The organism is Massilia forsythiae (assembly GCF_012849555.1).
GTDB lineage: Bacteria > Pseudomonadota > Gammaproteobacteria > Burkholderiales > Burkholderiaceae_D > Telluria > Telluria forsythiae.
Genome location: NZ_CP051687.1, coordinates 1 through 23,116, shown reverse-complemented (window position 1 = coordinate 23,116; position 23,116 = coordinate 1). Strand labels below are relative to the sequence as shown.

Annotated in this window: 25 protein-coding genes and 2 pseudogenes; 16 read left to right on the top strand and 11 right to left on the bottom strand. The window is 51.0% G+C overall.

Annotated features, from left to right (window positions below):
* The first annotated feature begins 1,078 nt into the window (after positions 1-1,078).
* Complete coding sequence (locus HH212_RS27005) at positions 1,079-1,375, top strand: hypothetical protein (protein ID WP_170205797.1); 297 nt, start codon at positions 1,079-1,081, stop codon at positions 1,373-1,375.
* A gap of 384 nt (positions 1,376-1,759) precedes the next feature.
* Here HH212_RS27005 and HH212_RS27000 read toward each other — a convergent pair whose 3' ends face one another.
* The gene (locus HH212_RS27000) at positions 1,760-1,939 is read right to left on the bottom strand and encodes a hypothetical protein (protein WP_170205796.1); all 180 of its coding nucleotides are present in this window, start codon (positions 1,937-1,939) and stop codon (positions 1,760-1,762) included.
* Positions 1,940-2,974: 1,035 nt separating this feature from the next.
* Here HH212_RS27000 and HH212_RS26995 point away from each other — a divergent pair.
* From HH212_RS26995 to HH212_RS26985, 3 genes are all read left to right on the top strand, one after another.
* Entirely contained in the window at positions 2,975-3,379 is a 405-nt protein-coding gene (locus HH212_RS26995; RefSeq protein WP_170205795.1) for a hypothetical protein, read from the top strand.
* A 137-nt stretch (positions 3,380-3,516) separates the two neighbouring features.
* On the top strand, positions 3,517-3,942 hold the full coding sequence (locus HH212_RS26990; protein WP_170205794.1) for a hypothetical protein: 426 nt from the start codon (positions 3,517-3,519) through the stop codon (positions 3,940-3,942).
* A gap of 313 nt (positions 3,943-4,255) precedes the next feature.
* Complete coding sequence (locus HH212_RS26985; RefSeq protein ID WP_170205793.1) at positions 4,256-5,632, top strand: hypothetical protein; 1,377 nt, start codon at positions 4,256-4,258, stop codon at positions 5,630-5,632.
* A gap of 103 nt (positions 5,633-5,735) precedes the next feature.
* On the opposite strand, the gene HH212_RS26980 is transcribed toward HH212_RS26985, so the two are convergent.
* The 4 genes from HH212_RS26980 to HH212_RS26965 form a co-directional block, all read right to left on the bottom strand.
* Positions 5,736-6,014: a hypothetical protein gene (locus HH212_RS26980; RefSeq protein WP_170205792.1), complete on the bottom strand. Its 279-nt coding sequence runs from the start codon at positions 6,012-6,014 to the stop codon at positions 5,736-5,738.
* An 897-nt stretch (positions 6,015-6,911) separates the two neighbouring features.
* Positions 6,912-7,190, bottom strand: a complete 279-nt coding sequence (locus HH212_RS26975; protein ID WP_170205791.1) for a hypothetical protein — start codon at positions 7,188-7,190, stop codon at positions 6,912-6,914.
* A 111-nt stretch (positions 7,191-7,301) separates the two neighbouring features.
* Positions 7,302-7,931 (bottom strand): hypothetical protein, encoded by a 630-nt coding sequence (locus HH212_RS26970; protein WP_170205790.1) that lies wholly within the window; start codon positions 7,929-7,931, stop codon positions 7,302-7,304.
* 345 nt (positions 7,932-8,276) lie between these two features.
* On the bottom strand, positions 8,277-8,462 hold the full coding sequence (locus HH212_RS26965) for a hypothetical protein (RefSeq protein WP_170205789.1): 186 nt from the start codon (positions 8,460-8,462) through the stop codon (positions 8,277-8,279).
* A gap of 199 nt (positions 8,463-8,661) precedes the next feature.
* Here HH212_RS26965 and HH212_RS26960 point away from each other — a divergent pair, with 199 nt between their 5' ends.
* The 3 genes from HH212_RS26960 to HH212_RS26950 all read left to right on the top strand — a co-directional run bounded on the left by HH212_RS26960 (position 8,662) and on the right by HH212_RS26950 (position 10,376).
* Positions 8,662-9,366 carry a nucleotide-binding protein gene (locus HH212_RS26960; protein ID WP_170205800.1) on the top strand — a complete coding sequence of 235 codons (705 nt, stop codon included), beginning with the start codon at positions 8,662-8,664 and terminating at the stop codon, positions 9,364-9,366.
* Positions 9,366-9,746, top strand: coding sequence for a stability/partitioning determinant (locus HH212_RS26955; RefSeq protein WP_170205788.1), 381 nt, complete (start codon positions 9,366-9,368; stop codon positions 9,744-9,746). Before HH212_RS26960 ends, HH212_RS26955 begins: the two co-directional genes overlap by 1 nt.
* 234 nt (positions 9,747-9,980) lie before the next feature.
* Entirely contained in the window at positions 9,981-10,376 is a 396-nt protein-coding gene (locus HH212_RS26950; protein WP_170204280.1) for a hypothetical protein, read from the top strand.
* A gap of 672 nt (positions 10,377-11,048) precedes the next feature.
* On the opposite strand, the gene HH212_RS26945 is transcribed toward HH212_RS26950, so the two are convergent.
* A complete protein-coding gene (locus HH212_RS26945) occupies positions 11,049-11,270 on the bottom strand; it encodes a hypothetical protein (RefSeq protein ID WP_170205787.1) in 222 nt (73 codons plus the stop codon).
* A gap of 306 nt (positions 11,271-11,576) precedes the next feature.
* Positions 11,577-12,494 carry a tyrosine-type recombinase/integrase gene (locus HH212_RS26940; protein WP_229217803.1) on the bottom strand — a complete coding sequence of 306 codons (918 nt, stop codon included), beginning with the start codon at positions 12,492-12,494 and terminating at the stop codon, positions 11,577-11,579.
* Positions 12,495-13,386: 892 nt separating this feature from the next.
* Here HH212_RS26940 and HH212_RS26935 point away from each other — a divergent pair.
* The 3 genes and pseudogenes from HH212_RS26935 to HH212_RS26925 form a co-directional block, all read left to right on the top strand.
* A complete protein-coding gene (locus HH212_RS26935; protein WP_170205786.1) occupies positions 13,387-13,803 on the top strand; it encodes a hypothetical protein in 417 nt (138 codons plus the stop codon).
* A 6-nt stretch (positions 13,804-13,809) separates the two neighbouring features.
* Complete coding sequence (locus tag HH212_RS26930) at positions 13,810-14,532, top strand: hypothetical protein (protein ID WP_170205785.1); 723 nt, start codon at positions 13,810-13,812, stop codon at positions 14,530-14,532.
* A gap of 80 nt (positions 14,533-14,612) precedes the next feature.
* Positions 14,613-14,924, top strand: a pseudogene (locus HH212_RS26925) (transposase); the annotation flags it as partial.
* A 147-nt stretch (positions 14,925-15,071) separates the two neighbouring features.
* Here HH212_RS26925 and HH212_RS26920 read toward each other — a convergent pair.
* Positions 15,072-16,100, bottom strand: coding sequence for an IS5 family transposase (locus HH212_RS26920; protein ID WP_170203683.1), 1,029 nt, complete (start codon positions 16,098-16,100; stop codon positions 15,072-15,074).
* A 110-nt stretch (positions 16,101-16,210) separates the two neighbouring features.
* Between HH212_RS26920 and HH212_RS26915 the strand changes: the two are divergent.
* Positions 16,211-16,309 (top strand): annotated as a pseudogene (locus HH212_RS26915) (IS5/IS1182 family transposase); the annotation flags it as partial.
* Between the two features lie 422 nt (positions 16,310-16,731).
* On the opposite strand, the gene HH212_RS27900 reads toward HH212_RS26915, so the two are convergent.
* Genes HH212_RS27900 through HH212_RS26905 form a run of 3 tightly spaced genes read right to left on the bottom strand, consistent with a single transcriptional unit; the run spans position 16,732 to position 18,076 of the window.
* On the bottom strand, positions 16,732-16,929 hold the full coding sequence (locus tag HH212_RS27900) for a DUF8608 domain-containing protein (protein ID WP_502572570.1): 198 nt from the start codon (positions 16,927-16,929) through the stop codon (positions 16,732-16,734).
* A gap of 29 nt (positions 16,930-16,958) precedes the next feature.
* Complete coding sequence (locus HH212_RS26910; protein WP_229217802.1) at positions 16,959-17,921, bottom strand: tyrosine-type recombinase/integrase; 963 nt, start codon at positions 17,919-17,921, stop codon at positions 16,959-16,961.
* Positions 17,906-18,076, bottom strand: a complete 171-nt coding sequence (locus tag HH212_RS26905) for a hypothetical protein (protein ID WP_170205784.1) — start codon at positions 18,074-18,076, stop codon at positions 17,906-17,908. Before HH212_RS26905 ends, HH212_RS26910 begins: the two co-directional genes overlap by 16 nt.
* A gap of 705 nt (positions 18,077-18,781) precedes the next feature.
* Here HH212_RS26905 and HH212_RS26900 point away from each other — a divergent pair.
* The 5 genes from HH212_RS26900 to HH212_RS26880 all read left to right on the top strand — a co-directional run bounded on the left by HH212_RS26900 (position 18,782) and on the right by HH212_RS26880 (position 23,106).
* Positions 18,782-19,339: a type II TA system antitoxin MqsA family protein gene (locus tag HH212_RS26900; RefSeq protein ID WP_170205783.1), complete on the top strand. Its 558-nt coding sequence runs from the start codon at positions 18,782-18,784 to the stop codon at positions 19,337-19,339.
* A gap of 3 nt (positions 19,340-19,342) precedes the next feature.
* The gene (locus HH212_RS26895; RefSeq protein WP_170205782.1) at positions 19,343-21,202 is read left to right on the top strand and encodes a ParA family protein; all 1,860 of its coding nucleotides are present in this window, start codon (positions 19,343-19,345) and stop codon (positions 21,200-21,202) included.
* Positions 21,203-21,500: 298 nt separating this feature from the next.
* Positions 21,501-21,761, top strand: a complete 261-nt coding sequence (locus tag HH212_RS26890; RefSeq protein ID WP_170205781.1) for a hypothetical protein — start codon at positions 21,501-21,503, stop codon at positions 21,759-21,761.
* Complete coding sequence (locus HH212_RS26885) at positions 21,761-22,054, top strand: hypothetical protein (RefSeq protein ID WP_170205780.1); 294 nt, start codon at positions 21,761-21,763, stop codon at positions 22,052-22,054. Before HH212_RS26890 ends, HH212_RS26885 begins: the two co-directional genes overlap by 1 nt.
* Positions 22,051-23,106: a replication initiator protein A gene (locus HH212_RS26880; RefSeq protein ID WP_229217801.1), complete on the top strand. Its 1,056-nt coding sequence runs from the start codon at positions 22,051-22,053 to the stop codon at positions 23,104-23,106. Before HH212_RS26885 ends, HH212_RS26880 begins: the two co-directional genes overlap by 4 nt.
* The last annotated feature ends 10 nt before the right edge of the window (positions 23,107-23,116 follow it).

Sequence of the window (23,116 nt, the reverse complement as noted above, 5' to 3'; positions counted from 1 at the left end):
GTTATATCATTGACGCTCAGGAGTTCCAAACAGAGGAACTCCAGGCGTCAGTAGGCATCGTTACATCGTTGACGACTGTGGATAGTATCGTTATATCGTTGACGCCAAGCTGTGGATAGTATCGTTATATCAATGACGCCCATATCGTTATATCGTTGACGCTTCGTTTCGCCAAAGCAAGCAACTGTGCGGCTTCCAGCCCGGTATCCACAGCCTTAACAACGCGCGCGTTTTTAACTCTTTTAAAATCTTTTAACCCCCTAGCGGCCTGCGGCCGGGCACCCCGCTGCGCGAGGTTCCCCGGACAAGCCGGCTCCCCTCCTGGCTATCGACAGCCCGCATGCTGGCTAGGATGCGCCTGCCGGCGCATATACGAAACACCCCGACCAGCACCCGCTAACGGATCACGCCATGCTTTCGGCGGGCTACGGAGTTGGCCGCAAGCGGCCAAGCCCTACCGGGCCGGCTCCTACCGCCTCCCCGCCGGCAAGCCGGCGGACCGCTACATGGCGCGATGAACAGCATCGAACACGCTACGGCCTGAATGGTCTATCAAAAAGATATGCCCTGGCATCAGGGCAAATTGAAAGCCGATGACATGCAACGAGTGAGGGAACACGCCAAGGAGACACCCACAGACCCGCATATCGGGTCATAGGGGCGTTTTCTCTAGCTGGTCAAGGGTTCGGACGGGCTACTGGCTAAAAAACGCTTGTAGCGCGTCCTATACGATCGTTGTTGCTCCCTCTATACTGTGTTTTTATACAGTATCTCCTACTATGTTTGGGGTGGCGTCAGAAAACGGAAAACAAAGCACGCTAAGGATGACGTGTCAGGATGAAGTCTGAGAAGTCGAGCCGTGAGCGTCAGAGACGGTCAACAATTACCCTAACCTGCGGAAGTAGAATGCCGGTCTGACACCAAGTTAAGGTCTATTTCAACATGACATAGCAACGGCTGCCCTATTTTACTTTCCTTGGCAACAACATGCGTCGTACACTGGTGCCTGAGCGAAGGACCGCTATCGGCCAAAAGCAGACGTAGACCTACTATCCTTTTCCGTTTCCAAATTACAGTCATGCCTTGGATTAAAAATTTCGGTGGATTCGTAGATTTTCTTTCGTTAGTAATCGTGCATGCTCCCGATGATTTCTCTAAGGAAAACTATTTGGGAGAGGATGAACAGCTAACGTTGGAAAGCGCGTTTAACGAACTCAGGAACGGAATGAAGTTTGTGAAGCCGAGAGTCTCTGATGACGCAGCGCTCGAAGCATTGTGCGGTCGGCTGGAACAGGCCTTAGTCCTCTACCGGCAAAGGGAGGATACAAAGGCGGCCCATCTGCTGCAAGACTTTGAGCTGAGCTTGCCGTCGTAAATCTATCGTCGGGTGACTTCATCAGCGTTCGTCCACCTTGAACGTCCGGAATGGGTCGAAACCGGACATTTGAAGCCCAGCCTTAGCGTGCTTTATTTTCCGTTTTCTGACGCGCTCCCTTTAAACCATAACTTACCCGCTCTGACCTGCAGACGATCAAAAAACGGAATAGCTCACCCGACGTCAAGGCATTGCTATGGGATATTGCCCGGCTTCGGTTCATCGTCTTGCGAGCAGACCAGCTGCAGGCCAGTTTGTGGAATCCTGGCGGTGGTGTCGGGCTGATTCTCGGCACCTTGCGCACCGAGCTAGAATGGGAACCGTGCATTGTCGAGCAAGTCAGGCTCGACCTTAACCGGCCAGCTCCCCGAAGGGAGCTGTAGCCTACTCGGCCGACTTGTTGCGTTCCCGGAGCTGAGCCAGGAATTCGGGCAATTCGTCGTAGCTGTGCAGGTAAGCCCTTGGCAGGTCTGCCGCTTCCGAACGTTGGACTGCACGTTCTACAGCTTTATCAGCTTCGCGCAAAAAAGCCTTACTGAAAATCAACGGTTCGCGCTTTTTCATGATGTCCTCCTGTTGATTCGATTATAGGCCTATCCAGTTGCAGAGGTTGGCGACCAGCAACTGGCAGCGATCGCGGCGGGCAGTCTCGTGCCGAGCGAGCCGGCGACTTGTGCGGCGCCGGCATGGCTGAAGTGCCTACCACTGTCTCGATGCAGTAGGTTCGCCGGTACGAGTTGGGCGTGCGATTTGTTCCGCGATCAGCAGTGCTGCTTGACATACTCGAGCAGGGCTATATGGCCTAACGTTGAGTTTTCGTTGAGTAAATGTTAAGCCAGTGTTAAAAAATTGTTGTGTTTTTGTTGTATTTTTATTGTGTTGTTTTTGAGGCAACGTGCTCTTCCTGTTTTCCTGCTGTAGTCGTTCTATAGTTGTCTTATTGCTGTCCTAAAAACGTCCTAAAAACATCTTATCGCTGTCTTCAAAACGTCTTGAAACCGTCTTATTGAGCGCGCAGGCGACGCCAGATCGAGCCAGCTGATATGAAGGGCGTTGACGTGCAGCGCTATTAGTCCCTAGTGCTAGTGGAACATAAAGAAGCGCACACGCGCGTAGTGTTTTCATGATGTAAGTATCTGTTTAATATGATTTTTTCGTGTAACACAGAAGTGTATAGGAAAACGTATTTGTGTGCGTATACGCACACACGACTTAAGACGCTCAACAGAACCTATTATTATATTAAAAGCAACAATTGATTAGATTGAGCTGTTTAGAATGATTTGCAATCAGCCTAGGGTGTGTAAAAACGCAAATCGGACATCGGGTCAACAATGCTCGACCCTTTAGAAGATTTTCTATGACGTTTTCTCGAGGGCGGAAATGCTAAAGAAAACCCTGAAAACGTCGTGATTCCGCATTTTGACACAGCCTGAACTAGAAGTAGGCGTTCATAGGTTGACTCCAGCTGGTCGTGACCGTTCGCGAGTTTTCCATTTGGCAACCTGGTATCCTGTGTCGAATGGCCGGGTTCGGCCAGAAGTGGATGTTGGCGAAACTCCGCCTCCGAAACGGATATCTTCACGTGACTGCTACAACATGATTCTGGAATTTTTGTGTTTGGATGGTGGAACGCATCCTGTTATCGGAAAGGTCTGGGACCGATTTCCCAGATGCCTGGCGGAAGACGGCGACAGGTATGACCGATATCTTTGCTCGGCACTTTCTATGACGATGCATAGTTCCGATGACTGTATGAAGGCTTTAGCGCTGCTCGAGCTGGTGGAAAGCAGGCGATCCAGTCAGATGAGATTTGGAATCAACGATACTGAGGTGAAATTTACAGATCGTGGCGCGCAAGTAGACATTCTCATCGAGGAAGAGTGTGGCACAGTTGATGGCCTCTTCAGCTTGGCTGAATTTCGCAAGGCAATCGTTGCGTGGGGTGAATTCCTAAGCAAGCCCTGTACGCACGAGTACTTGTTGAAGGTAGATATTTCCTGATGTTCCATGAACTAAAGCGATGTCTGCTTAGGGTCGGTTACTGGTGGTCGTGACAGTCCGCGCATTTTCCGGCCGGGTAACCAGCTATGCTGGGCTGGACGGCCGAGATCGGCCAATAGCGGACATCGAAAGGTTTAATGATGAGTGACGACAAGCTTGTGGAAAAGATTTTTCAGTCTCTTCTGGATCTGGAGCAACAAGGTGAACTCGTTCTCACGACAAATTTTGGTGCCAACGCCGCAAGATACATTCTAGGTTCGGCACTGGAACAGTTGGTCGCTGATTTTGGAAAATCCAGGAGTCCAATGGAGGCTACCATGCCGTATTTGCTAGAGGAAACTATTGAAGAAGTAAAAAAGAAATTTGATGTCTCAGATGGGCGCGCGAAAGAAATTACCAGTTCATATTACGAACTGCTCCGCAAACGTTTTCCACTCGAGAGAATCGCCGAGTTCTATTGGCACGAAACCACTGGCGAAATGGCCAAACGTTCTTATTATTGCATTGAACTAGGACGAGACGAGGCCGGCGTAGACTACTTGGACTGGCGCCGCAATTATTAAGTCTTTCAATTGCAGATTGCAAACCGTTAGCTTATGCAGATTCGACTCTGCCGTCCGCTTTGGGTCGAGTCCAGCCGGTCGTAATTGTCTGAAATTTTGCACCTGCTCGACGCAGCCTGGGCACTTTGTCATAATGCCTTCAGTCAATATATGGCCCTTGGCCGCCAAGAAGATGCATCAGCTGGGCGAATCGATACCCTTTGCACTGTCCGAGTCCGATCACCGAGTCTACGAGCCGCGGGCTGTGCCGCTGGGGAAACTATGCGGTTGCATTTGCCCAGGCTGCCGTCACCCTGTCATCGCCAAACACTGTATGGCGGGCAAGCGTGCCCCTCATTTTGCGCATATGGCTGGTTCCGACTGCTCTTCTGGCTACGAGACAGCGGTGCACCTAGCGGCGAAGCAGCTTATCGAATCGCGCCGCATCCTGATGTTTCCGGGGCTTGCTACCTCGATTGCGGTGACTGACGCGACTGGTCACATCCACAGGCCCTCGAAGCAGCTTGCGGCAGCGGGTAGACGTACGCTCACTGAAGTAGCGGTCGAGGAAACCCTCGGCCAGATCCGTCCTGATGTGCGCGTGGAGGCCACCGAACTGGGCACCGTGCTGGTCGAGGTGGCTGTAACCCATTTCGTCGACCAGACAAAGCTGGCGCGGATTGCCGCACTGGGATACGGGGCTATCGAGATCGACCTTTCCAAGGTGCGTGACGCGACGTTTGCTGCCCTTGAGACGGCTTTGTTCGATGACTCGACAAAGACGAAGTGGTTATATCACCCAGCCCTCCCTGAGGCCCATCAAGAGCTACTGCAGTCGATCCAAGGTGACCTGCGAGTTGCTGAGGAGCTGGCGGCGAGGTGGGCCGCCAGACAGGCTGCGGATGAGGAGGCCGAGCGCCAAAAACAAGCCGAGCTTCAACTGCTCGAAAAGCAGCGACGCAAGGAAGAGATAGAGCGAAAGCGCGCTGCAGAGCAGGTCCTCAGACAGCGTCGCCATGAGGAGCTCAAAAAGGCCGCGGCATTCAAGGCGAGGCCGGAAGAACAAAAGCGCCAGATCTTGCAGCGTCGACTCGGCGTTGCCGCCCTCCCGACGGTGCTGAGCGCGAAGGTGCGAGGCGAGATGGCATTCGGAGTACTTGATCCGCTGGTCTGGCAGACCACCCTGTTCGGCGGACTTATACATGAGCGAGCTGGCCAGGGGCAGGGCTGGTTGAAACTAGACCTAGCCCTGAAGTGGATGCGCTATCGCTTTGAGATCGCCCCCAGGATTGCGCGGAGCGCTGACGAGGCAATCGGCGAATACCTATTAGCGCTGTCTGCTGCCGGCGCCATTGTCGAGTGCGACAATGATTTCTATGCGCTGGCTGTGGCTGATCTCAGCTGCTTTGAGACACTGCGCGCCATACGCCAAGAGCCCAATGTGCATGTGCATCGGCTTCAGTGGGCGGCGCCCGAGCGATGGCCCTCGCAGATCGCAGTTATCACATTGACGAAAGCGATGGTGAGAAACAACCGCAAAGCACAAGAATGGATACGGATGGCCGAAGCGCTGTCCAAACTCACCGCTCGTCCTCCCCTGGCCATCTGTAATTGGGCAAGCAGCCTTGGCGGGGGGCAGAAAGCAGCTATGGAGTTTTTGGTCCGAACTGGATTTTTCTGCCTGCCTAGGTCTGACGGCCTCGGCTTCTGATTAGTAGCTTCTTTGGAGCGGCCCCATCTGAATACGAGTTTAGTAGAACAGATGAGAAAAACCTCTCCGCCCATCGGCAACTGGAGAGGTTGACTGTCAGAACTTAGACGCTGATCTTATGCGTCCAACGAGGCCGACCGCTACGGGCCAGGTGATCGACAAGTGTTGGCGTACCGAAGAACTTGATACGGCCGCTTTCCGCAAATGCAAGCGCTGACTGGTCGACCTTCAGACCCGCGCCACGCGCTTTCATGGTCAACTGTGCAAGCAAGCGGCTGTTGTCGGTCTGGCTGCCGGAATTGGAGCGCGCATCAAAGACTGCAACGTTAATCGGCGTGCCATCGGTCGCGCGTTCAAGAATATGAGCAAGATTGATTTGCATATGTTCTCCTCGCGACCCGGCTACTTCTTGCCTTTGGGTTTGTTGGGTGCTTGCGTGAGGGCCGAGGCCGCGACGCTGCGTTGTGCAGGTGTTGACTTCGGATTGGACAACTGCTTGCTTGCCTTTGACGCAACAGATGCAGACGTTTGCTCGTTACCTCTTTTCGATGTTGCCATACAACCTCCTATTGATGGATTGTTGAAGCGACAAACACCATATGTTGTGCTCCTAGCGGAAGGAAGACTACATATAGTGGTTTTGATTATATGTGAGTTTTTGTTTTATGTGACATGTTCACTAAGAAAAACTGTGGATTTATACAGTTGAAAACTTAATGTACGTAACACTACGCTGCGCATACGTGTCATTGTGGCGGGTCGAAGAGCCAATTCCGGGCCTGCCGTTCATGGCGAGCGGGAGACCCAAGTAGTAGCCCGAGCCGAGGCCTACATTATTTCCTCTTATAGGTTAGACCGAGCATGACCAAGATCGCCAGTGCAACTAGGTAGGCTCCGCCCACGGGGTTGTGGTCTAAGGCGACGACGAGCGCGGATAGAGAAGTGATGAGGCCTGGTGTTATTTCAAGTTGCATAGAGAACTCCTTTGGTTGGTTAAGCGAAGCTGCAGCATGGTGTGTTTGAATGTATATAGTTCCGCTGCTAGACCATGATCGCGTCACGACCTTGTTGCGCAAGTCGAGTCAGGTGGGGCGAGATCGGGTGAAGTGAGGCAAAGTCAGGCCAGATAAGGTCCGGCTGGGTCAGGCGCAGGGCAGCATCCTTATTTTGAGACCTAGACAGTCGGTCGCTGCAAGGGCCCGTTGATGCCGTCTTGGGGTATCCAAGGCCCTTCTGCAGGCTTGGGCGGGACTTCTCGAGCAGGTGGGCGTGATCATCCTCAGGCCATCTGGGACACTTTAGAGGCCTTGTTGGCGTAGCGTTTCGTCTGCCGCACCTCGGCCGCGAAGGTCAGGAGCATACGTCGGATAGAAGTCGGCTTGTAGGCATTGCAGGAGGAGATCTTCTTACCTAGGGTGGTTCTAGGACCGTTGAGTGCCGCCATGGCTGCCACTGGTTGATCAGATGCGCCTGGCGTGTGCGCCGTTCGTCCGGCCATCCGCTCGGTCTGGTCATTAGTTCGCTTTTCTAAAAATCCGTCAGGTTGCCAGTGCGTCATCAGGCCGTGCTGTTACAGTGAGCTTGACGAGGTCCGGGAGCATCAGCCACTGCCTCGTCAACACTGGACCGGGCGCTCTGCGGTTTTTAGGCCAGCTTCATCATCCGGCCCTCAGCTGGATCCCACAATTCCACGGGCTTCAGGTGGTCGTGTTCGAGGATGTACTCGACGGTGTTGGTTTGACCTTCGTTCACGCGGCTTTTTTTCCTTTGCGGTGGGTGGCATGGTCTTTGGAGGGTACTTGCTGTCTCGGCTCGACAGGTAGATGGTGGGGAGGTCGCTGGGCTTTGATCGCTTCTTGACCAAGTACGAGATCCACTCTTTGCAGTCGTCCAGCTTAGCACCGGCCAGCGTCGCGTAGTTCATGCGGTCGCCTTTGCGGGTACCGCCAATACGGTGTATGTCGGCTTTTGGCTGTGCCAGGTGGAAGTTCATGGCCCGCTTGGCCAACATAGCGCCCAGCAGCGCCTGAAGACCGTAGCGCTTCGCGTTAAGGATCTGGCAAGGGTTGATCATGCCCACGTCGTCCAACAGGAAAAAGACGTGGCAGTGCAGACCTTTCTCGTCGTCGCGTTCAATGGCGGCCCGCCAGCGGACGGGTATACCCTCGCCGCGGAGTTTTCGGCATAGCTCTTTTATCACGCCTTGGAAGCGCCGCACTGAGGTCGGAGATTCAGCAGCATCGTCGAGTAGCACAAGGTGATACAGTCGCGGTCTCGCAAACCCGTGACCGTTCAGCATCGATAGAACGCGGCCTAGCGCTCGGCTGCAATGGAGGCCGTCGTTCCGTTTTAGGATTCCGTTTGTGATCTGTCGCATGACACCTCGTCTCGGTTGCGCGTACTCGCTCTCTCTTCCTTGTAGGAGGCACTTCATTACTCTTACTTTCTTTTACCACTGGGTTGAAGCAGCTGCGTCACTACATGAAACAACAACAAAATCAAAGGCTTGCTTCTATCAGGAACTTATGTTGCTTTTTTTGGTATAAGTTGTGCAAGTGCTTGAAAGGAAAGAAATATGTAAGTTTACCTTAGTGATTAGCTTGTTCCTAACTTGCCGAATAATTGTTATATTTATGATACTTCTTTAGATGTAGAGAAACTGGACACTCGATCTGATTTTGGTCGATATCTGCGACTCAACCACTTGGCACTGCCACACCAGCCGGTCGCGTTGCGCGATCGCGGCCATCAGGCCGCCCGACAGGTCGAAGATCGTGAGATCGCGTGCTGCCGATTGCCGTTCCCTCTCGCTGGCTTCTCGGGGTACCATCAGCCGTTCCGCCGCTTGCGCTTGGACTATATAAATGAATCATGGAATTCCTTGTGGAATTCCAAGTGGTTAGCTTTAAAGATAGCTTAAGGATTGCCATGTTGAATTCCATTAGGTATTCTTTAGGGAATTCCAGTTGGAATTCCTTAGGGCTTTCCATTTGGGTAACCATTCATCAACCTATCCCTTCAAGGCTGCTATGCCGTCAATCGTTTTTGTCTCGCCGAAGGGCGGGGCGGGCAAGACCACCTCCGCGCTCGTCCTGGCCACCCAGATTGCACAAGGGGCCGATGTGACTGTCATCGACGCCGATCCGAATCATCCTATTAAGACTTGGGCCGCGGCGGGCAACGCGCCGTCGCGCATGACGGTGGTATCGGATGTGACCGAGGAAACGATCGCGGACCGGATCGTGGAAGCGGCGGCACGCACTCCGTTCGTCGTGGTCGACTTGGAAGGCACAGCGGCAGCCATCGTCGCCTACGCCATAGCCGAGGCTGACTTTGTCATCGTACCGACGCAGGGTTCCCAGCTTGACGCCGAGCAGGCTAGCAACGCCTTCCGGCTGATCCGCGCGCACGAGCGCGGGATCCAGAAACACAAGCCGGATTACAGGTTGCCCTACGCGGTGCTATTTACTCGGACTTCGGTGGCCATCAGCAGCCGCGATACCAAACATATCCGGGCAAGCTTCGATAGTGCCGGGATCCCTTATCTGAAAACCGAGCTGCACGAGCGCGCGGCCTATAAAGCCATGTTCTCGTTCCGCCAGCCTCTGGAAAGCCTGCCGGCTTCAGAAGTATCGAACATCCCCAAGGCGATCGAGAACGCTAAGGAATTCCTGGCCGAAGTGATCGAGCGCATTCGCTGCACCAAGCCATCCAACAATGAAAAGGCCGCATAATGAGCCGTGCTAATCCCCTGGACGGACTGAACCTGGAAGAGTTTCAACCGAAAGCCCCGGAAGCCAAGCCGAAAGCCGACCGCGATGAGATTGGCAGGATCGCTAAGGAAAACGGCTTTCCGAGCCGCCAGGCGCCGATTGAGAAGCCGGCCGAGGATCGGCCTCGCCAGCATTATTTCCGCACCGGTCGAAACAAGCAGATCAATATCAAAGGTTCTCCGGAATGCGATGAGCACTTGCAGCGTCTGGTCGGGGAACTCAACGTTCCGAAAGGCGTGATCCTTGAAGAAGCGTTGAAGGCGCTAGAATCCATCAAATTTACCGCCGAGCTTACCGAGCGTCTAGACCGGGAATTCCCCAATAGGCGAAAGCTCAGATAGCCATAAGGAATTCCGAAAAGAATTCTTAAGGGAATTCCGCAATGGATTCGTTTTTGCAGTTGAGGTCTACTTCAACCTGACATAGCAGCGGCTGCCTAATTCCTTTTTTGGCAATAACATGCGTCGTACATTGGTGCCTGAGCGAAGGGCCGCTTTCGGCCAGGAGCGGTCGTAGCCAGGGTATTCAATTTATTCTGTCAGGTGCGTTACAACGCATTGCTAAGGAAGAGCACAGTGGAACTTGAATTCATCGGTGCGCCTCCCGCGATTGAGGGACAGACGTGCGAAGGGTTGATCTGCGAAGGTTTCGAGTTTGAAGGAGAGCCGATCCAAACGGCAAATGTCACCTATCTGAAGTTCGCTGGTATATGGCACCGTTTGTGTTTCGATCTTGGCACAGTGCACTGGCGAACATGGCCAACAGATCCAGAACCCTGGTCCATTGGTGAGGAAGGGTGGAACTATCCTCATATTGATGTGGCGCTTTCCGCTGAGCTGGTCGGTGTGCGCCTTAAGTCTTATAGAACGTTGGCTACCGAACGTGGAGCATGCGTAATATTCGAATTCGAGAACGGCCGCAAAGTGCTTATCAACGATGTTGAAGACTGTACGAGCTACGAGGTAATTTAACTATCTGCAGTGCCGGTAAAATCTAAATTTCGAACGACTGCTCTGGGTCGAAACCAGTCGTTAGACTAGCTGACCAGGCGGGCGTTAGCGTACGATTTTTTGCGCATTCCGTGCATGCCCCTAGGAGGGCGAGCAGAGCAGATGAGGGCGGCTCAAGTCCTGACGAATGTCAGGATGCCGCCGCAGGACGGCACCCTCTGTATCGTGGGAGCATGTAGAGGCGGGTTTGGCCGGGTCGGCCCCGGCCAGCCTCGATGCGAGCGGCCTGTGACTTAGATGCAACCCAATGCAACCCAATGCAAGCTCGTGCAAGCCAAATGCAAGTATATGCAACTGGATGCAACCAGTCTTAGTAATTTATCTATCAAGACTTAGGCACGAGAGATATGAATACAAAACTCGGAAGTTTTGTATTCATATCCGTGCCAAAGGGATGCCCTTTGAAACCCTTGGTAGTCCATGATCTTGGCATCTAGAAGCTCCGACCGACGGCCGGACGATGACCTTAGAAGGGTCATGGATGATCCTAGGAGGGTCATGCATGACCTCTATAGAGGTCATGATTGGGTGATGATGTATTTCTCTGTGCGGCCGCTGAAACGCTGCATTAGCCCTAGGCCACCTGGTGGCAGACACAGTATCTAACTGTTTTAAGACCTCGCAACGCAGCGCCTAGATTCCATCAATCTGGCTCATCGCCCGCTTTTCGTTGTTGAGGAAGGCCAGCTCTTGGCCATTCAACTTCGCCTGCAGGGCAACCCCGTACAGTGCGATTGCCTTGAGCAGAACGTCGGCTTCGCTGGAGCCGCTGGCGACAGCCAGCCTTGCCAACTTGGCTTCAAGGGCAGGCGACATGCTCAGCGCCATTTGAACATTTTTGGTGTCAGTTACCATGTCAACTTCCTTTTGTTGTAGGTTTATCTTGCAGGTCTATCCTAAACCACTGCGCTAGGCAGTTCATGCGAATTCGCGGGTTCCCCGCACCCCGAATTCTCCACACACATTACACACTAGACGTCTTAGCGAATTTTCATACGTAAGTAATTGAATTTAAATATAAATATGTGGTCTACCTTTTAGATAGCGCGGAACTATAAAGATCGACGATTAAAGAAAAGTTTACTTAAAATCATGGGCTTATCAGGTCTACAAAGGTAGACAGTAGGGCTTGTCCTGCGCGACAAGAAGAGCTACTGAAATTCAGCGATAGACGACTTTGAAGGTCGGACTATCCTCTGGGCGGCTCTGTCGGCGGTCATAGACCCGGGTGGTTGCGATATTTGCGTGACCCAACCACTCCTGTACCTTGGCGATATCGGCGCCGTGATCGAGCGCGTTGGTAGCGGCGGTGGCACGCAGCGCATGGGGTCCGAAGCCGGCAACGTTGATCTGTAGGGCCTTGGCGTAGCCAGCCAGCAGCTTGTAGACGCCGTCTGGCGTGATCGACGCCGTTCCACTCTGGGCGTTATTGCTAACCGGCCGGAATAAAGCACTTGCCTTGTCGTCACCGTGGCCGGCCAGATCGAGGTAGGCGGCAATCGCATCGGCTGCGCCGGGGTGTAGTGGCACGTAGCGTATCTTGCTGCCCTTGCCGTGCACCTGCAGGTGCCTGACGCCGCGGCGCTCCTGGATATCGGCCACGCGCAGCGCGCACAGCTCGGCGCGACGCAGACCGTGATAGAGCAAGGTCGCCAGGAGTGCGCGATCGCGTAGCCCGCGCAAGGTGGCCAGATCGGCGGCGTGGAGCAGAGAGTGCGCCTGATGATCACCGATCGCCGGCGTCTTGCCCTCGCTGCTGGCGATTTTCGGACGTTTGACGCCGTCCACTGGATTGCCCTGAACTGCATTAGCTTCGCAAAGGGCCTCGAACAAGGACGACAACGCGGCGAGCTTTCGGCGTATCGACGCGCCGCTCAGCGCACGTCGCTCCAGGTCGCGGCGCCAGGCAAGCACGTGAGCGCGTGACACGTCACGAAAATGTTCTGGATTCTCCAGTCCTGTAAAGGTCATAAACCCCTGTACATCGTTCTGGTAAGCGCGGCGAGTTTGCGGGTTGTCGATGTTGGCGAACCAAGTCAACGCCGGCGGCACATCGGCCAACTGGTGGAAATCATGCATAGACAGTCCACGCGACGGCGGGGGGACTGGCATCAAAGTGTGTTCGGGATCGTTGGGCATGGCCTAGCTGGTCGAAAGCGTTGATGGGTCACTCTACTATTGATAACATGTTCTAACGTGACATACATGTGCTCAACCCGAGCGCCCTGCACAATTCCCGACTGATCGAGCCGAGGGCACGGCAAAGCCGCTTGGCAATGGATCGGATACTGAACTAGTCGTCGCACTTATTCATCACGGCGTCACGTTGTTGCGCCGTCAGATGGGTATAAGTTTTCTGCATCGCAACACTCTATAGGAAAACCTGTCGCGTTTGGTTTCATAGACTGATGTCTAGAAAATTTATAAACATATATTTTTCTCATGAAACATGAGTTAAAAATCATAAATTTTAAATGAATAAATTAAATTTGTGAATTGTGATAATTGGATAGAAATATTGGTTATTCATTGTTTATATTACCCGGGCTGCATAAATTAATTCAACCAATTTACTTTCAATTTACATAACATGATTTTGTATTCAGATAACATTTCTTTTTCTACCATTGCTTCTGAAGTAACTGGTTCTCCCAATCTCGGACCTGGAGAACACAATGGTGATGCCGGCACTATGCCCGGAGGAGGTACTGGAGCTAATCCAATGCCGGGCGGTGGAATCGGTGGGCATTGGCAATATCCAATTTCTGCACATTTGGAGTCCCCCGCTCCTTACGACGTACCAACGGATACACAATTTTCCGTCGTAATCATTGGTTCTATTGAGAACGTATCTACATACTGATTCAATAGAGAGTTCTAATTAGAAGGTAAATAAAAGATAAATATTTCATAGCAATAGTAAGATGGAATATTCTTACTATTGAAATTTATTATTTGAGTTAATTAAACTATGGAAATAAATTATTTAAAATATTTAAAATATATTATTCCTATATTTATTTCTTCTTGTGCTTTAGATCCATCTGGCACTAATGATTATACTAATTTAGGAAAAAGCGAATTAGCAGAAAAAATAAAGCCCGCTTTGTTTTTAGGAGAGTCTGCAACAAACCAATGGATTAGCAATTGGGTCAATAATTCTAATATTCTGATCCAGCCTGATCCATATAAGGAGATGGAAAAACTAGGATTCAATTGTAAATCAAAATATGATCAAACTTGCACATACGATGGAAGCGCCAAGTCTACTATAACGAGTACAGATCGGAAAAATATAGAAAGATTTGAAACTTCCATACATATAGATGCTATTTTAGAAAATACGTCTATAAAAGTCAAAAGTAAAATTTCAAAATTTAATTATTGATATAAAATGAAAATCGTCGAAGCTAGTAATTCTGTTCTTGCATTAGGTGCACATCAGTATTTTATTCTTCAAGATGATGCTGGAAATGAAATCGCTCAGTTGAATGGATTTGTGATTGGCTCGGATGGAGTTCCAAGTTCAACAGGACTTGTAGGAACTCTCCAAGTAAGAACAGATTACGTAATGAATTCCAAAGATAGTATAGCTCAAAAAGTAGTATTGGAAGGTTCTGACGAATATATACAAAAAGTGTGGGATGCTGGCAAATTATGTGGCGTGGAAATCAATAATAGAAATTACACATATAATGCTTTCGATACGGCTGGGGGGCATAATAGTAACGCTGCATTTACGACATTAGCAAAATGCATGGGTGTCGCTGTCAATGACCTTACTCCTTGGCATACTACCCCTGGGCTCAATGATACTATTTTGGATCAAAATGTTATTGCATACCTGAGAGCTATATCCGGGTTCGCTGATCCTAACGGAACTACCACCCCTGGTGTTGGAAGTGGTGGAGAACATACTGGGGGAAGCGCTGGCAGTATGCCTGGAGGAAGTTCAGGTTCATATACTCCTTCTCCAGGTACTGGGGCAGTTGGCGGCGGCTATTGGCACCCTATCTCTGCTCATCTCGAATCACCAGCCCCATATGATTTACCAACCGAGTCACAAACAACCCCTGTAACTATAATTGGAGTTAGCGATATTACAGCAGTAGCATAAAAAATCTTATAGTCTTTTTGAGCTTTGTAATACAAATCGACCGAAGCAGCGGTCGAGCGTGGTCGTAGGGAGCTGACGGCATGAGCGTTTCAGCAAAGCAGAAATATCGAACGACCAACTCGAAAGACTATAACACGGCGTTGAAGGCGCGCGGCTCGGTGTTCATCTGGCTGGACAAGAACATGTGCTGGCACGGCAGTGCCGGTAGCAAGCGGGGCCGCCGCCCGAAGTACAGCGAGGAAGCGATCCAGTTCTGCCTGACGATCAAGGGCTTCTTCAATCTAGTCCTGCACCAGGCGATGGGCATGACGTAAAGCCTGCTCAAGCTCGCTGGCCTGCACTGGCAGATGTCCGACTTCAGTACCGTCAGCCGGCGCCAGAAACATCTTTCAGGCCACCTCGAATAACCCAGTTTTGAACGTCAGCAGGCAATCTGAACCACGATTTAGCGTGCCGCGACTCTCCGACAACGCGATTTTTGATCGCGACACGTACATGAACAGGCTGGTTTGGCAGCCGCAGGCTGCCAAACCGTGGGTTTAGAACGGTGCCAGACCGCGTTCTTTCAAGAATACGAGACGCTTGAGGTTGTAACTGGCAGCCTTCAACTGCAGGACGAAGGTCGTGCGCACGATGCCGAGGCAGCGCACCAGTTTTCCACCCATTTGAGCCAGGGCGCCGAATACATGCTCGACACGGGCTCGCGGTGTGGCGATCGCGCGGTTGCGCCGTTTCTGCGTCTCGGAAATGCCTTTGGTCGCATGGCCGCGTCGTTGAATATGCACGCGCCACCCGGCTTGTTTCAATCTGGCTTCGCGTTCGATACTGGGGTAGCCACGGTCGGCATAGACATCCCGGCTTGTGTTGCTCAGGTCGAGCAATTCCTCGAAGACCGTGGTGTCGGCTACGGCAGCATGGGTGATGGCGATCTTGCGGATCAGCTTGCAACGCTTGTCGACGCTGGCGTGCAGCTTGTACCCAAAATGATTCTTGCCGTGCTTTTTGGTCCACTTGGCATCGACGTCCTTTTGCGCGCGCTTATGCGGTTTCCAGCCTAGCGGCATCGTGCCTTCCTTGACCGTCTCGGCCTCTTCCCGCTTGTTACGTTGAACCGGGGCTTGGACCAGCGAAGCGTCGACGATCTGGCCGCAGCGGGCAAGATAGCCTTGCGACAGCAGCTGTTGCTGGACTTGCTCGAATACTTGATTGCCTACGCCTGCCTGGGCCAAACGGTCACGGAACAGCCAGATCGTCTTGGCGTCGGGGATGCTGCTGCTTTCCGTCAGGTCCAGAAAACGCAGGAAGCTGCGCCGGTCCAGCAACTGATACTCCAGCGCGTCGTCGGCCAGGTTGTAGAGCTGTTGCAGCACCAGGATCTTGATCATCAACACTGTCGGGTATGGCGGACGGCCGCCCTTGGCACGCGACGGACGCGGCGCGGCGGCATCGATGCTCCCCGCCAGCGCCTCGAAATCCACATGCTCGGCCAGGCCCACCAGCGGATCGCCCAGCTTCGCGCGCCGGTCCTCGCGCTCCTGCTCGGCAAATAGACTGATCCGGGGTTTCATCACGGCGACACTCACTGGCTTGGTTCGATCTCAAGATTTTACCCAGCCGGCGTCAGGTCAGCCGAGGTTTTTAGAGGTGGCCTTCAGCGACGATTGGGGTGCAGCCGAGGACAAAAGGATTGCACCTTCTGGTCGATAGCACGGGCATCAAGATGCTGGGCAAGGGCGAATGGAACACCAAAAAGCATGGGGCCGATTTTCTTCGCCAATCATGTCGATTCGGAAAATATCGAAAACACCGGGCGCTGTACTATGGCGACTATAGGATTTCCGAAGATGGCGATAAAATTTGGCGTAGTGTTGCCGTTCGTTCCTAATCTTGTCAAACTACGTCCTCGCTTATGCGGACACTCGAAAAATTGGTATGTGGAGTAATAAAGCACTAGGCCAAGGATGGCATTCTATTTTAAATAGTGGCGATATTTTATTGTTAGTTAAATTTATGTAACATCCGTCATTAAAAGTTGCGATACCTTCTGAGACGGGCAGGCCGCTGCATAGGATCTATTGGATAAAAAGAAAGCGGTGAAAAATACTTAACATATTTTGTTCGTACATATGATTCAACATCATATTCTTACTCTACTCCTCCTGAGCCAGTGAAAACTACCGTTTCCTTGCAATGCGAGCATTATAAAACTCCATTAAAAACGTATTTTGTCCATTCCGCCTCAAAGTAATCTTCATTTACTTGATGAATTGATTCAGCATTCATTTTTGAAAAAAATGAATTTTCCTTTAATTTTAATAAACTGATTTGACAGTTTGGGCACTTCCAAGCTGGGATGGATCCTTCATTAAAGTAATTATTAAATAGTTCTCTATTCATTTTATGATGATATTGAATAGGATAATCAATCAATAAACGACTTTGAATGTCGGGCTGTCTTCAGCGCGCATTTTGCGGCGATCATACACGCGCGTAGTCGAGATATTCGCGTGGCCCAGCCACTGCTGGACCTTGGCGATATCGGCTTCGTGCTCGAGCGCGTTGGTGGCGGCCGTAGCGCGCAGCGCATGCGGCCCGAAGCCGTCGACGTCGATGCCGACTTGACTGGCGTACCCGGCCAAGATCTTGTAGACGCCGTCGGGCGTGATTGCCCGCGCGCCACGAGCGTTGTTGCTAACCGGCCGGAACAGCGGCCCGGGCTTGTCGTCTCCATAGCCCGCCGCCTCGAGGTAGGCCGCAATTGCGCCGGCCGCCGCCGGGTGGAGCGGCACGTAACGGATTTTTCCGCCTTTGCCGTGCACCTGCAGGTGACGCACGCCACGGCGGTCCTGCACATCCATTAGGCGCAGCGCGCATAGCTCGGCGCGGCGCAGACCGTGGTACAGCAGCGTGGCCAGCAGCGCGCGATCGCGCAGCCCCTGTAGCGTCGACGCGTCCGGTGCCACCAACAGGGCGCGCGCCTGTAGATCTCCGATTGCCGGCGTTTTACCCTCGTGGCTGTCGTTCTTCGGACGTTTCACGCCGTCGACCGGGTTGCCTTGCACGGCATTGGCTTCACACAGCGATTCGAACAGCGATGACAGTGCGGCCAGCTTGCGGCGGATGGTGGCGGCGCCGAGACGGCGCAGCTCCAGGTCGCGGCGCCAGGCCAGGACGTGGGCGCGCCCGACTTGGCGAAACGCGTCTGGATCCACGATGCTAGTGAACGCCATGAATTCCTGGACGTCGTTTTGGTAGGCACGCCGGGTTTGCGGGTTGTCGATGTTGGCAAACCAGGTCAGTGCAGGCGGCACGTCGGCTAGCTGGTGGAAGTCGGCGCTAGTCAGGCCCGTACCGGGTTGGCGCGTTGTTGTGGTCAGATCGTTGGCCAAGTAAATACCTTCATCAATGTACGTGCCACTACAGTGACAAGTGTTGGGCTTGTCAGGCGGTCGATCAAAAGAACGACCAGACGGACCAGCCAGTGATCGTTGCGGAAGTAGTCGAGCGGCTGTTTTTTCATTGGGTGCGATGTGCGGTTGTTCATGCCGCCATCTTGCCGTCACGAATTAGACGTGGTTGCAAGGGTTTTCCTAATTTCCCGCGCCTTACCTGCTGAGTTAACTTTACTATTGATAACCTATTTTATCAATAGTAAAAGACAGGAAGGGTGATGTGAATCACTAAAATTTTTCAACAAAAAAAGCACTAAAAATTGAAAATTATGTACAAAATTATAACATTTTCACGAAATTTTTACAAAATCTGTTGTAAAAAACCTATCAAAATCTCGATATGACATCTTTTGATGTATCTTATCTTCCTCTTCTTGAAAGGTGTCAGGGTAGGCATATCTTATGAGTAGTGAAGAAATTACCGCTAGCGTTCGCTCGGATCTAGCTCGCCTTTGTCGCTCCTCAAAGCAGCGAACTTCTGAATTTTCACGCGAAAAACCTACTCGGTGGAACCCTGGCACGGTGTTGGACCCAGATGATGAAAATGGGCGTTGCTTTACACCTTTAAGAGCGTGGGAATACTTAGCCGATTGCATTGACGCAGGGCATCCAGTTGAAGTAATTACTTTAGATTTGCCTCCCGGCAAAAAAGGTTACGTGCTAAAGATAGCGCAACCTAATGGAAAGATCTTATATATCAAACTCCAATTATGTAAACCGGGAGTGCATGGCCGAAGCTTTCACTACAGTATTTACCCAGAGTGAAGATGAACGGATACGAGCAAGGAGAAGACAATATGAATTCAAAAGAAACACAAGTGTTTAGTTCCATTACATGCTGCCCGATGTGTGAAAAAGAAGACGTGATCACCGAAAGGCAATTGGAAAAATTTGAATATGGGTCAGGAGAAAAACCTGCTTTGTTAAGCATTTACATCCCTGTAAACGTATGTAAAAGCTGTGGTTATGAATTTGTCGATGAAAAAGCGGATGAGATACGTCATGATGCGATATGTAACCATCTGAATTTATTGACTTCATCGAAAATTCAGGAAATAAGAATGAGACTAGGTGGATCTCAAAAGAGTTTTGCCGAATTTAGCCATTTAGGTGTGGCAAGCGTACAGAGATGGGAAAAAAGGCAAGTCTTGCAGAGTGAAAGCAACGATATTTATCTGCGTCTACTTGAATTCCCTGAAAACGTTAAACGATTAGAGCGTTGGAATGCCGGACTAGCTATGGAGGAAAACACTTCCAAGTCACACGAGTTTCAAGGAAAAGGCTTAGATGCTAACGGGGTAAGTGCACATATACGCGCAAGCCAAACATTCTCTTTGAAAAGAAAAGTTGGATAAAGTATGTACGTAGTTACATTCTATTCATTTAAAGGTGGTGTTGGGCGAACCATGTCTCTTGTTAATGTTGCTGCTGAGCTGGCAAAACAAGGGAAGCGCATACTTATGGTTGACTTTGATCTTGAGGCGCCTGGCCTATCAGATTTTGAGCTGATAGATACTAGCACCAAAAATCCTGGATTAGTGGAATTCATCACTGATTATGTAAACCATGGTTCTGTTCCCGATGTGTCTAAATATTTATATAAGTCTACTAAATATGAAGAAACGGAAGATAGGCTTTGGGTAATGCCGGCAGGATGCCAAAATGGCGACTATCAATCATTATTTTCATCAATAAATTGGCAAGACCTTTATCAAAGCGCGAACGGATATCTTTTAATGGAAGATCTACGTGCGCAGTGGGATAGTTATTTGCGTCCAGATTACGTATTTATTGATTCGCGAACGGGTTATACAGATATAGCTGGTATTTGTACGCGTCAATTACCTGACGCTGTTTGTTTGCTTTTCACTCCAAATAAGCAGAATCTTACCGGGCTAACAAAAATCACTGCTGAAATTAAAGCGCAAGACGAATTGCCTGGTTTGCGTAAACCTAAGTTACATTTTGTGGCATCTAATATTCCAAGCTTGGAAGATGATGAAGACGTTTTAAAGAAAGCTCTAGGAAACTTTAGTCGCCAGTTGGAATATATAAAACCTTCGGCAATTATTCATCACTATAATTCCTTTGCTCTTATTAACGAAGCAGTGTTTACCATAGAGTATCCAAAAAATCCATTAGCTATTGAATATAAATTACTTGCTGATGAAATTACTCGCGGTAACTTCCAGGATCGCTCCACTGCTATCTATTTTCTGAGATCGGTAATCAAGCAATCTACTGATCGCTCAGATGAATTCTCAGCAAAAGAGGTAGATCAGAAGTTAACGCAGTTTGAAATTGATTTTTCTAATGATGCCGAAGTATTATTTTGGATGTCTAGAGCAAGACGAGCATTAGGTAGCTTGGAGGAAAGCGAAATATTGCTTGATGCAGCGATCCAAAATGGTCTAAACACTTCCACAGGATTTTTAGATAGAGCAATTATTCGATTTAATCAAGATATTGATAGAGATGAAGATGCTATTTGGGCGGATCTTAAACATATACTCAAAATGGAGAGTAATGTTTTACCGAGTGAGTTGCTTTGGACATTGAAGTTGGCAAGCCGACTTGGTCATGGTTCGTCCAGTGAGGTTCTTTCTGCCCCTTCGATAAAATCTCTTCAGAGCGAAGATTTGCTTTATTTAGCAGAAAAATTAAGTGACAGTCGGCGCAGCGCAAATCTTACAATCGATATTCTTTCGTCAGCCCTTGCCGAGGATAGGATTGAGCCGCAATATTTAGATGACGCTTACAACTCGTTGGGAATGGTACTTATAGCAATTGGGGACTTGGATAAGGCCTCAGAAATATTTAGCAAAACTACTGACTTCTATACGGATACAGCAGAGCTCACGGCCACATTCAATTATGCAATGGCAAGGTACTGGGTAGGCGATTCCAATGCGGAGGAATACTTTAGAAGGGTAATCCGGTTAATTAACACGGAAACTGCAAATATTGATGCAAATTATCTTCAGTGCTTATCTTTTTGCAACTTCGCTGTAGGGCAAAAAATGGAAGCATATAGGTTGCTGGAAATAGCAGAAACTAAAGTAAACGAACAATCTGGACCGGTCTTTAGCTGCTGGAGATATTTGGAAGTAAGTCCAAAAAAATTCAAAGAAGACCTTCTGGAAATGAAAAACCTATACGATGGAAAGTCCGTAGCCCCTATATTTTGCAAGCAGAATTTACCTAAAGAGATAACTTAACAAGCAATAAAGTAAAGTATATAAACGAAATAATTTTGCTTAATTGTTAGATATTGCATCGCTACTAATATCTTGGGTTCCTTTTCTTCACTTAAAACGTTCAAGATATCATTGGTGTCCATACCAGATAAGCTAAACCTTGCTGTCAAGCGATGCTAACTATTTTGTAACCGGTTTCAAGAATATTCTATGCTATGAGTTGCGCGCGGCGGGTTTTATGTCAAATGAGCAAAATCTACTTGTGACCGGTCACAACGTAGGATAGAGTTTTCCCATTCCGCAACACCAGGGACTAATCATGGAAGAAAAAAAGCGCCGCACTGGAGGCCGGTCGACCGGATCGGGCGAGCAACTGCCGGCGCGCGATCGCGCGCGCCAGAGCCGGCAAAGCCGCGCCGCACAGGGCGCAACTAGGTTAGATTTTTTCCTCGACCCGCAGCAGTCCGACCAGCTCACAGACCTGATGGACCAATGGGGCATGAACACCCGCAAAGAGGTGGTACAGCATGCGCTCGACATCGTGCACCAGACCATTGCCAAGAACCGAAAGGCTGCCTGATGAGCTACAGCTACGAGATAAAGCCACGTCCGGCCGAGCTGGGCGGCGGATGGAAACTGACCCTGCTGCAGGACGGCCAGGAAGTCGGGGGCGGCGTGTTTCCAGTTATCGAGGAAGATCCACAGACTGGCATGGACTGGTGGAACAACCTGGCCGAAAAGCAGCGCGCCCACTGGGTCATGATGGGAGCGTCAGCCATGCCGGCTGCAGCTCGCCACGCCTATCTGGTGTCCGAGGCATACAACGACGCCCAGGACGAGGCCGAAGCCTGGATGAGCACGAGGGCGCAATGAAGAACTCGAAGGCAATGGAGAACATCCAGGCTCGCGCCAATGCAGCTCTGGCGGCACAGGCCGCGCGAGGCGAGCAGTCCGACCTGTTCGGCGATGTCGGAGCAGCGCCGCCAGTTGGGGAGCCGGCCGACATCGAGCCGGCGCCGACGAGGGGGCGCATCAAGGCCAAGCGTGAACGTCTCTTGCCGGTGCGGCACGTAGAGCGTGATTTCTTCCTCTGCGATATGTTCGATTACGCGATGAAGGATGACGGGGCAAGCATGGAAGCTCCAATTTTCACGCTTGCCACCAGGCCCGATCTGACTGTTTGGAACTGGCAGAGCAAGGACGGGAACCGATCCTTGACGGTCACGCCGAGCGTATTAGGCCGAGCAACGATGTTCGACAAGGACGTGCTTATCTACATCGTTTCGCAGATGACGGAAGCACTGAATTGCGATCGAGAGGACGCCAAGAACAGGACCGTGCGATTCATCGTGTACGACTACTTGGTGTCAACCAACAAGCCTACAGGCGGCGCCGAGTACAAGCGCTTAGAAAGTAGCCTGGAACGCCTGCGCGGCACGTCGATTAAGACCGATATCAAGACCGGAGGCGTGCGAGTAAAAGAGGGCTTCGGCTTGATCGACAGCTGGGCCATCGTAGAGAAATCGCCCGAGGACGAGCGAATGATTGCCGTCGAGGTTACCTTGTCTAAGTGGCTGTTTAACGCCGTCCACGCCCATGAGGTCCTGACGATCCACCGCAACTACTTCAGATTGCGCAAGCCTCTGGAGCGGCGACTGTACGAGCTGGCACGTAAGCACTGTGGCAGCCAATCGTCCTGGAGTATTGGCCTTGAGCTGTTGCGGGAGAAGTGCAGCGCGAATAGCCATCTGCGATCCTTCCGCAGCCAGATCAAGGAGCTATGCGCCGCTGATACCCTGCCGGAATATCGCATGACGTACTGCAGCGAAAAAGACCAGGTGACTTTCTATATTCGTGACGCCAAGAAACTAATAGCGGCGGTCGCAAGTGGCAAAAGCCCCTTGCTTGAGAAGAAATTCGGATGACTGAATCATC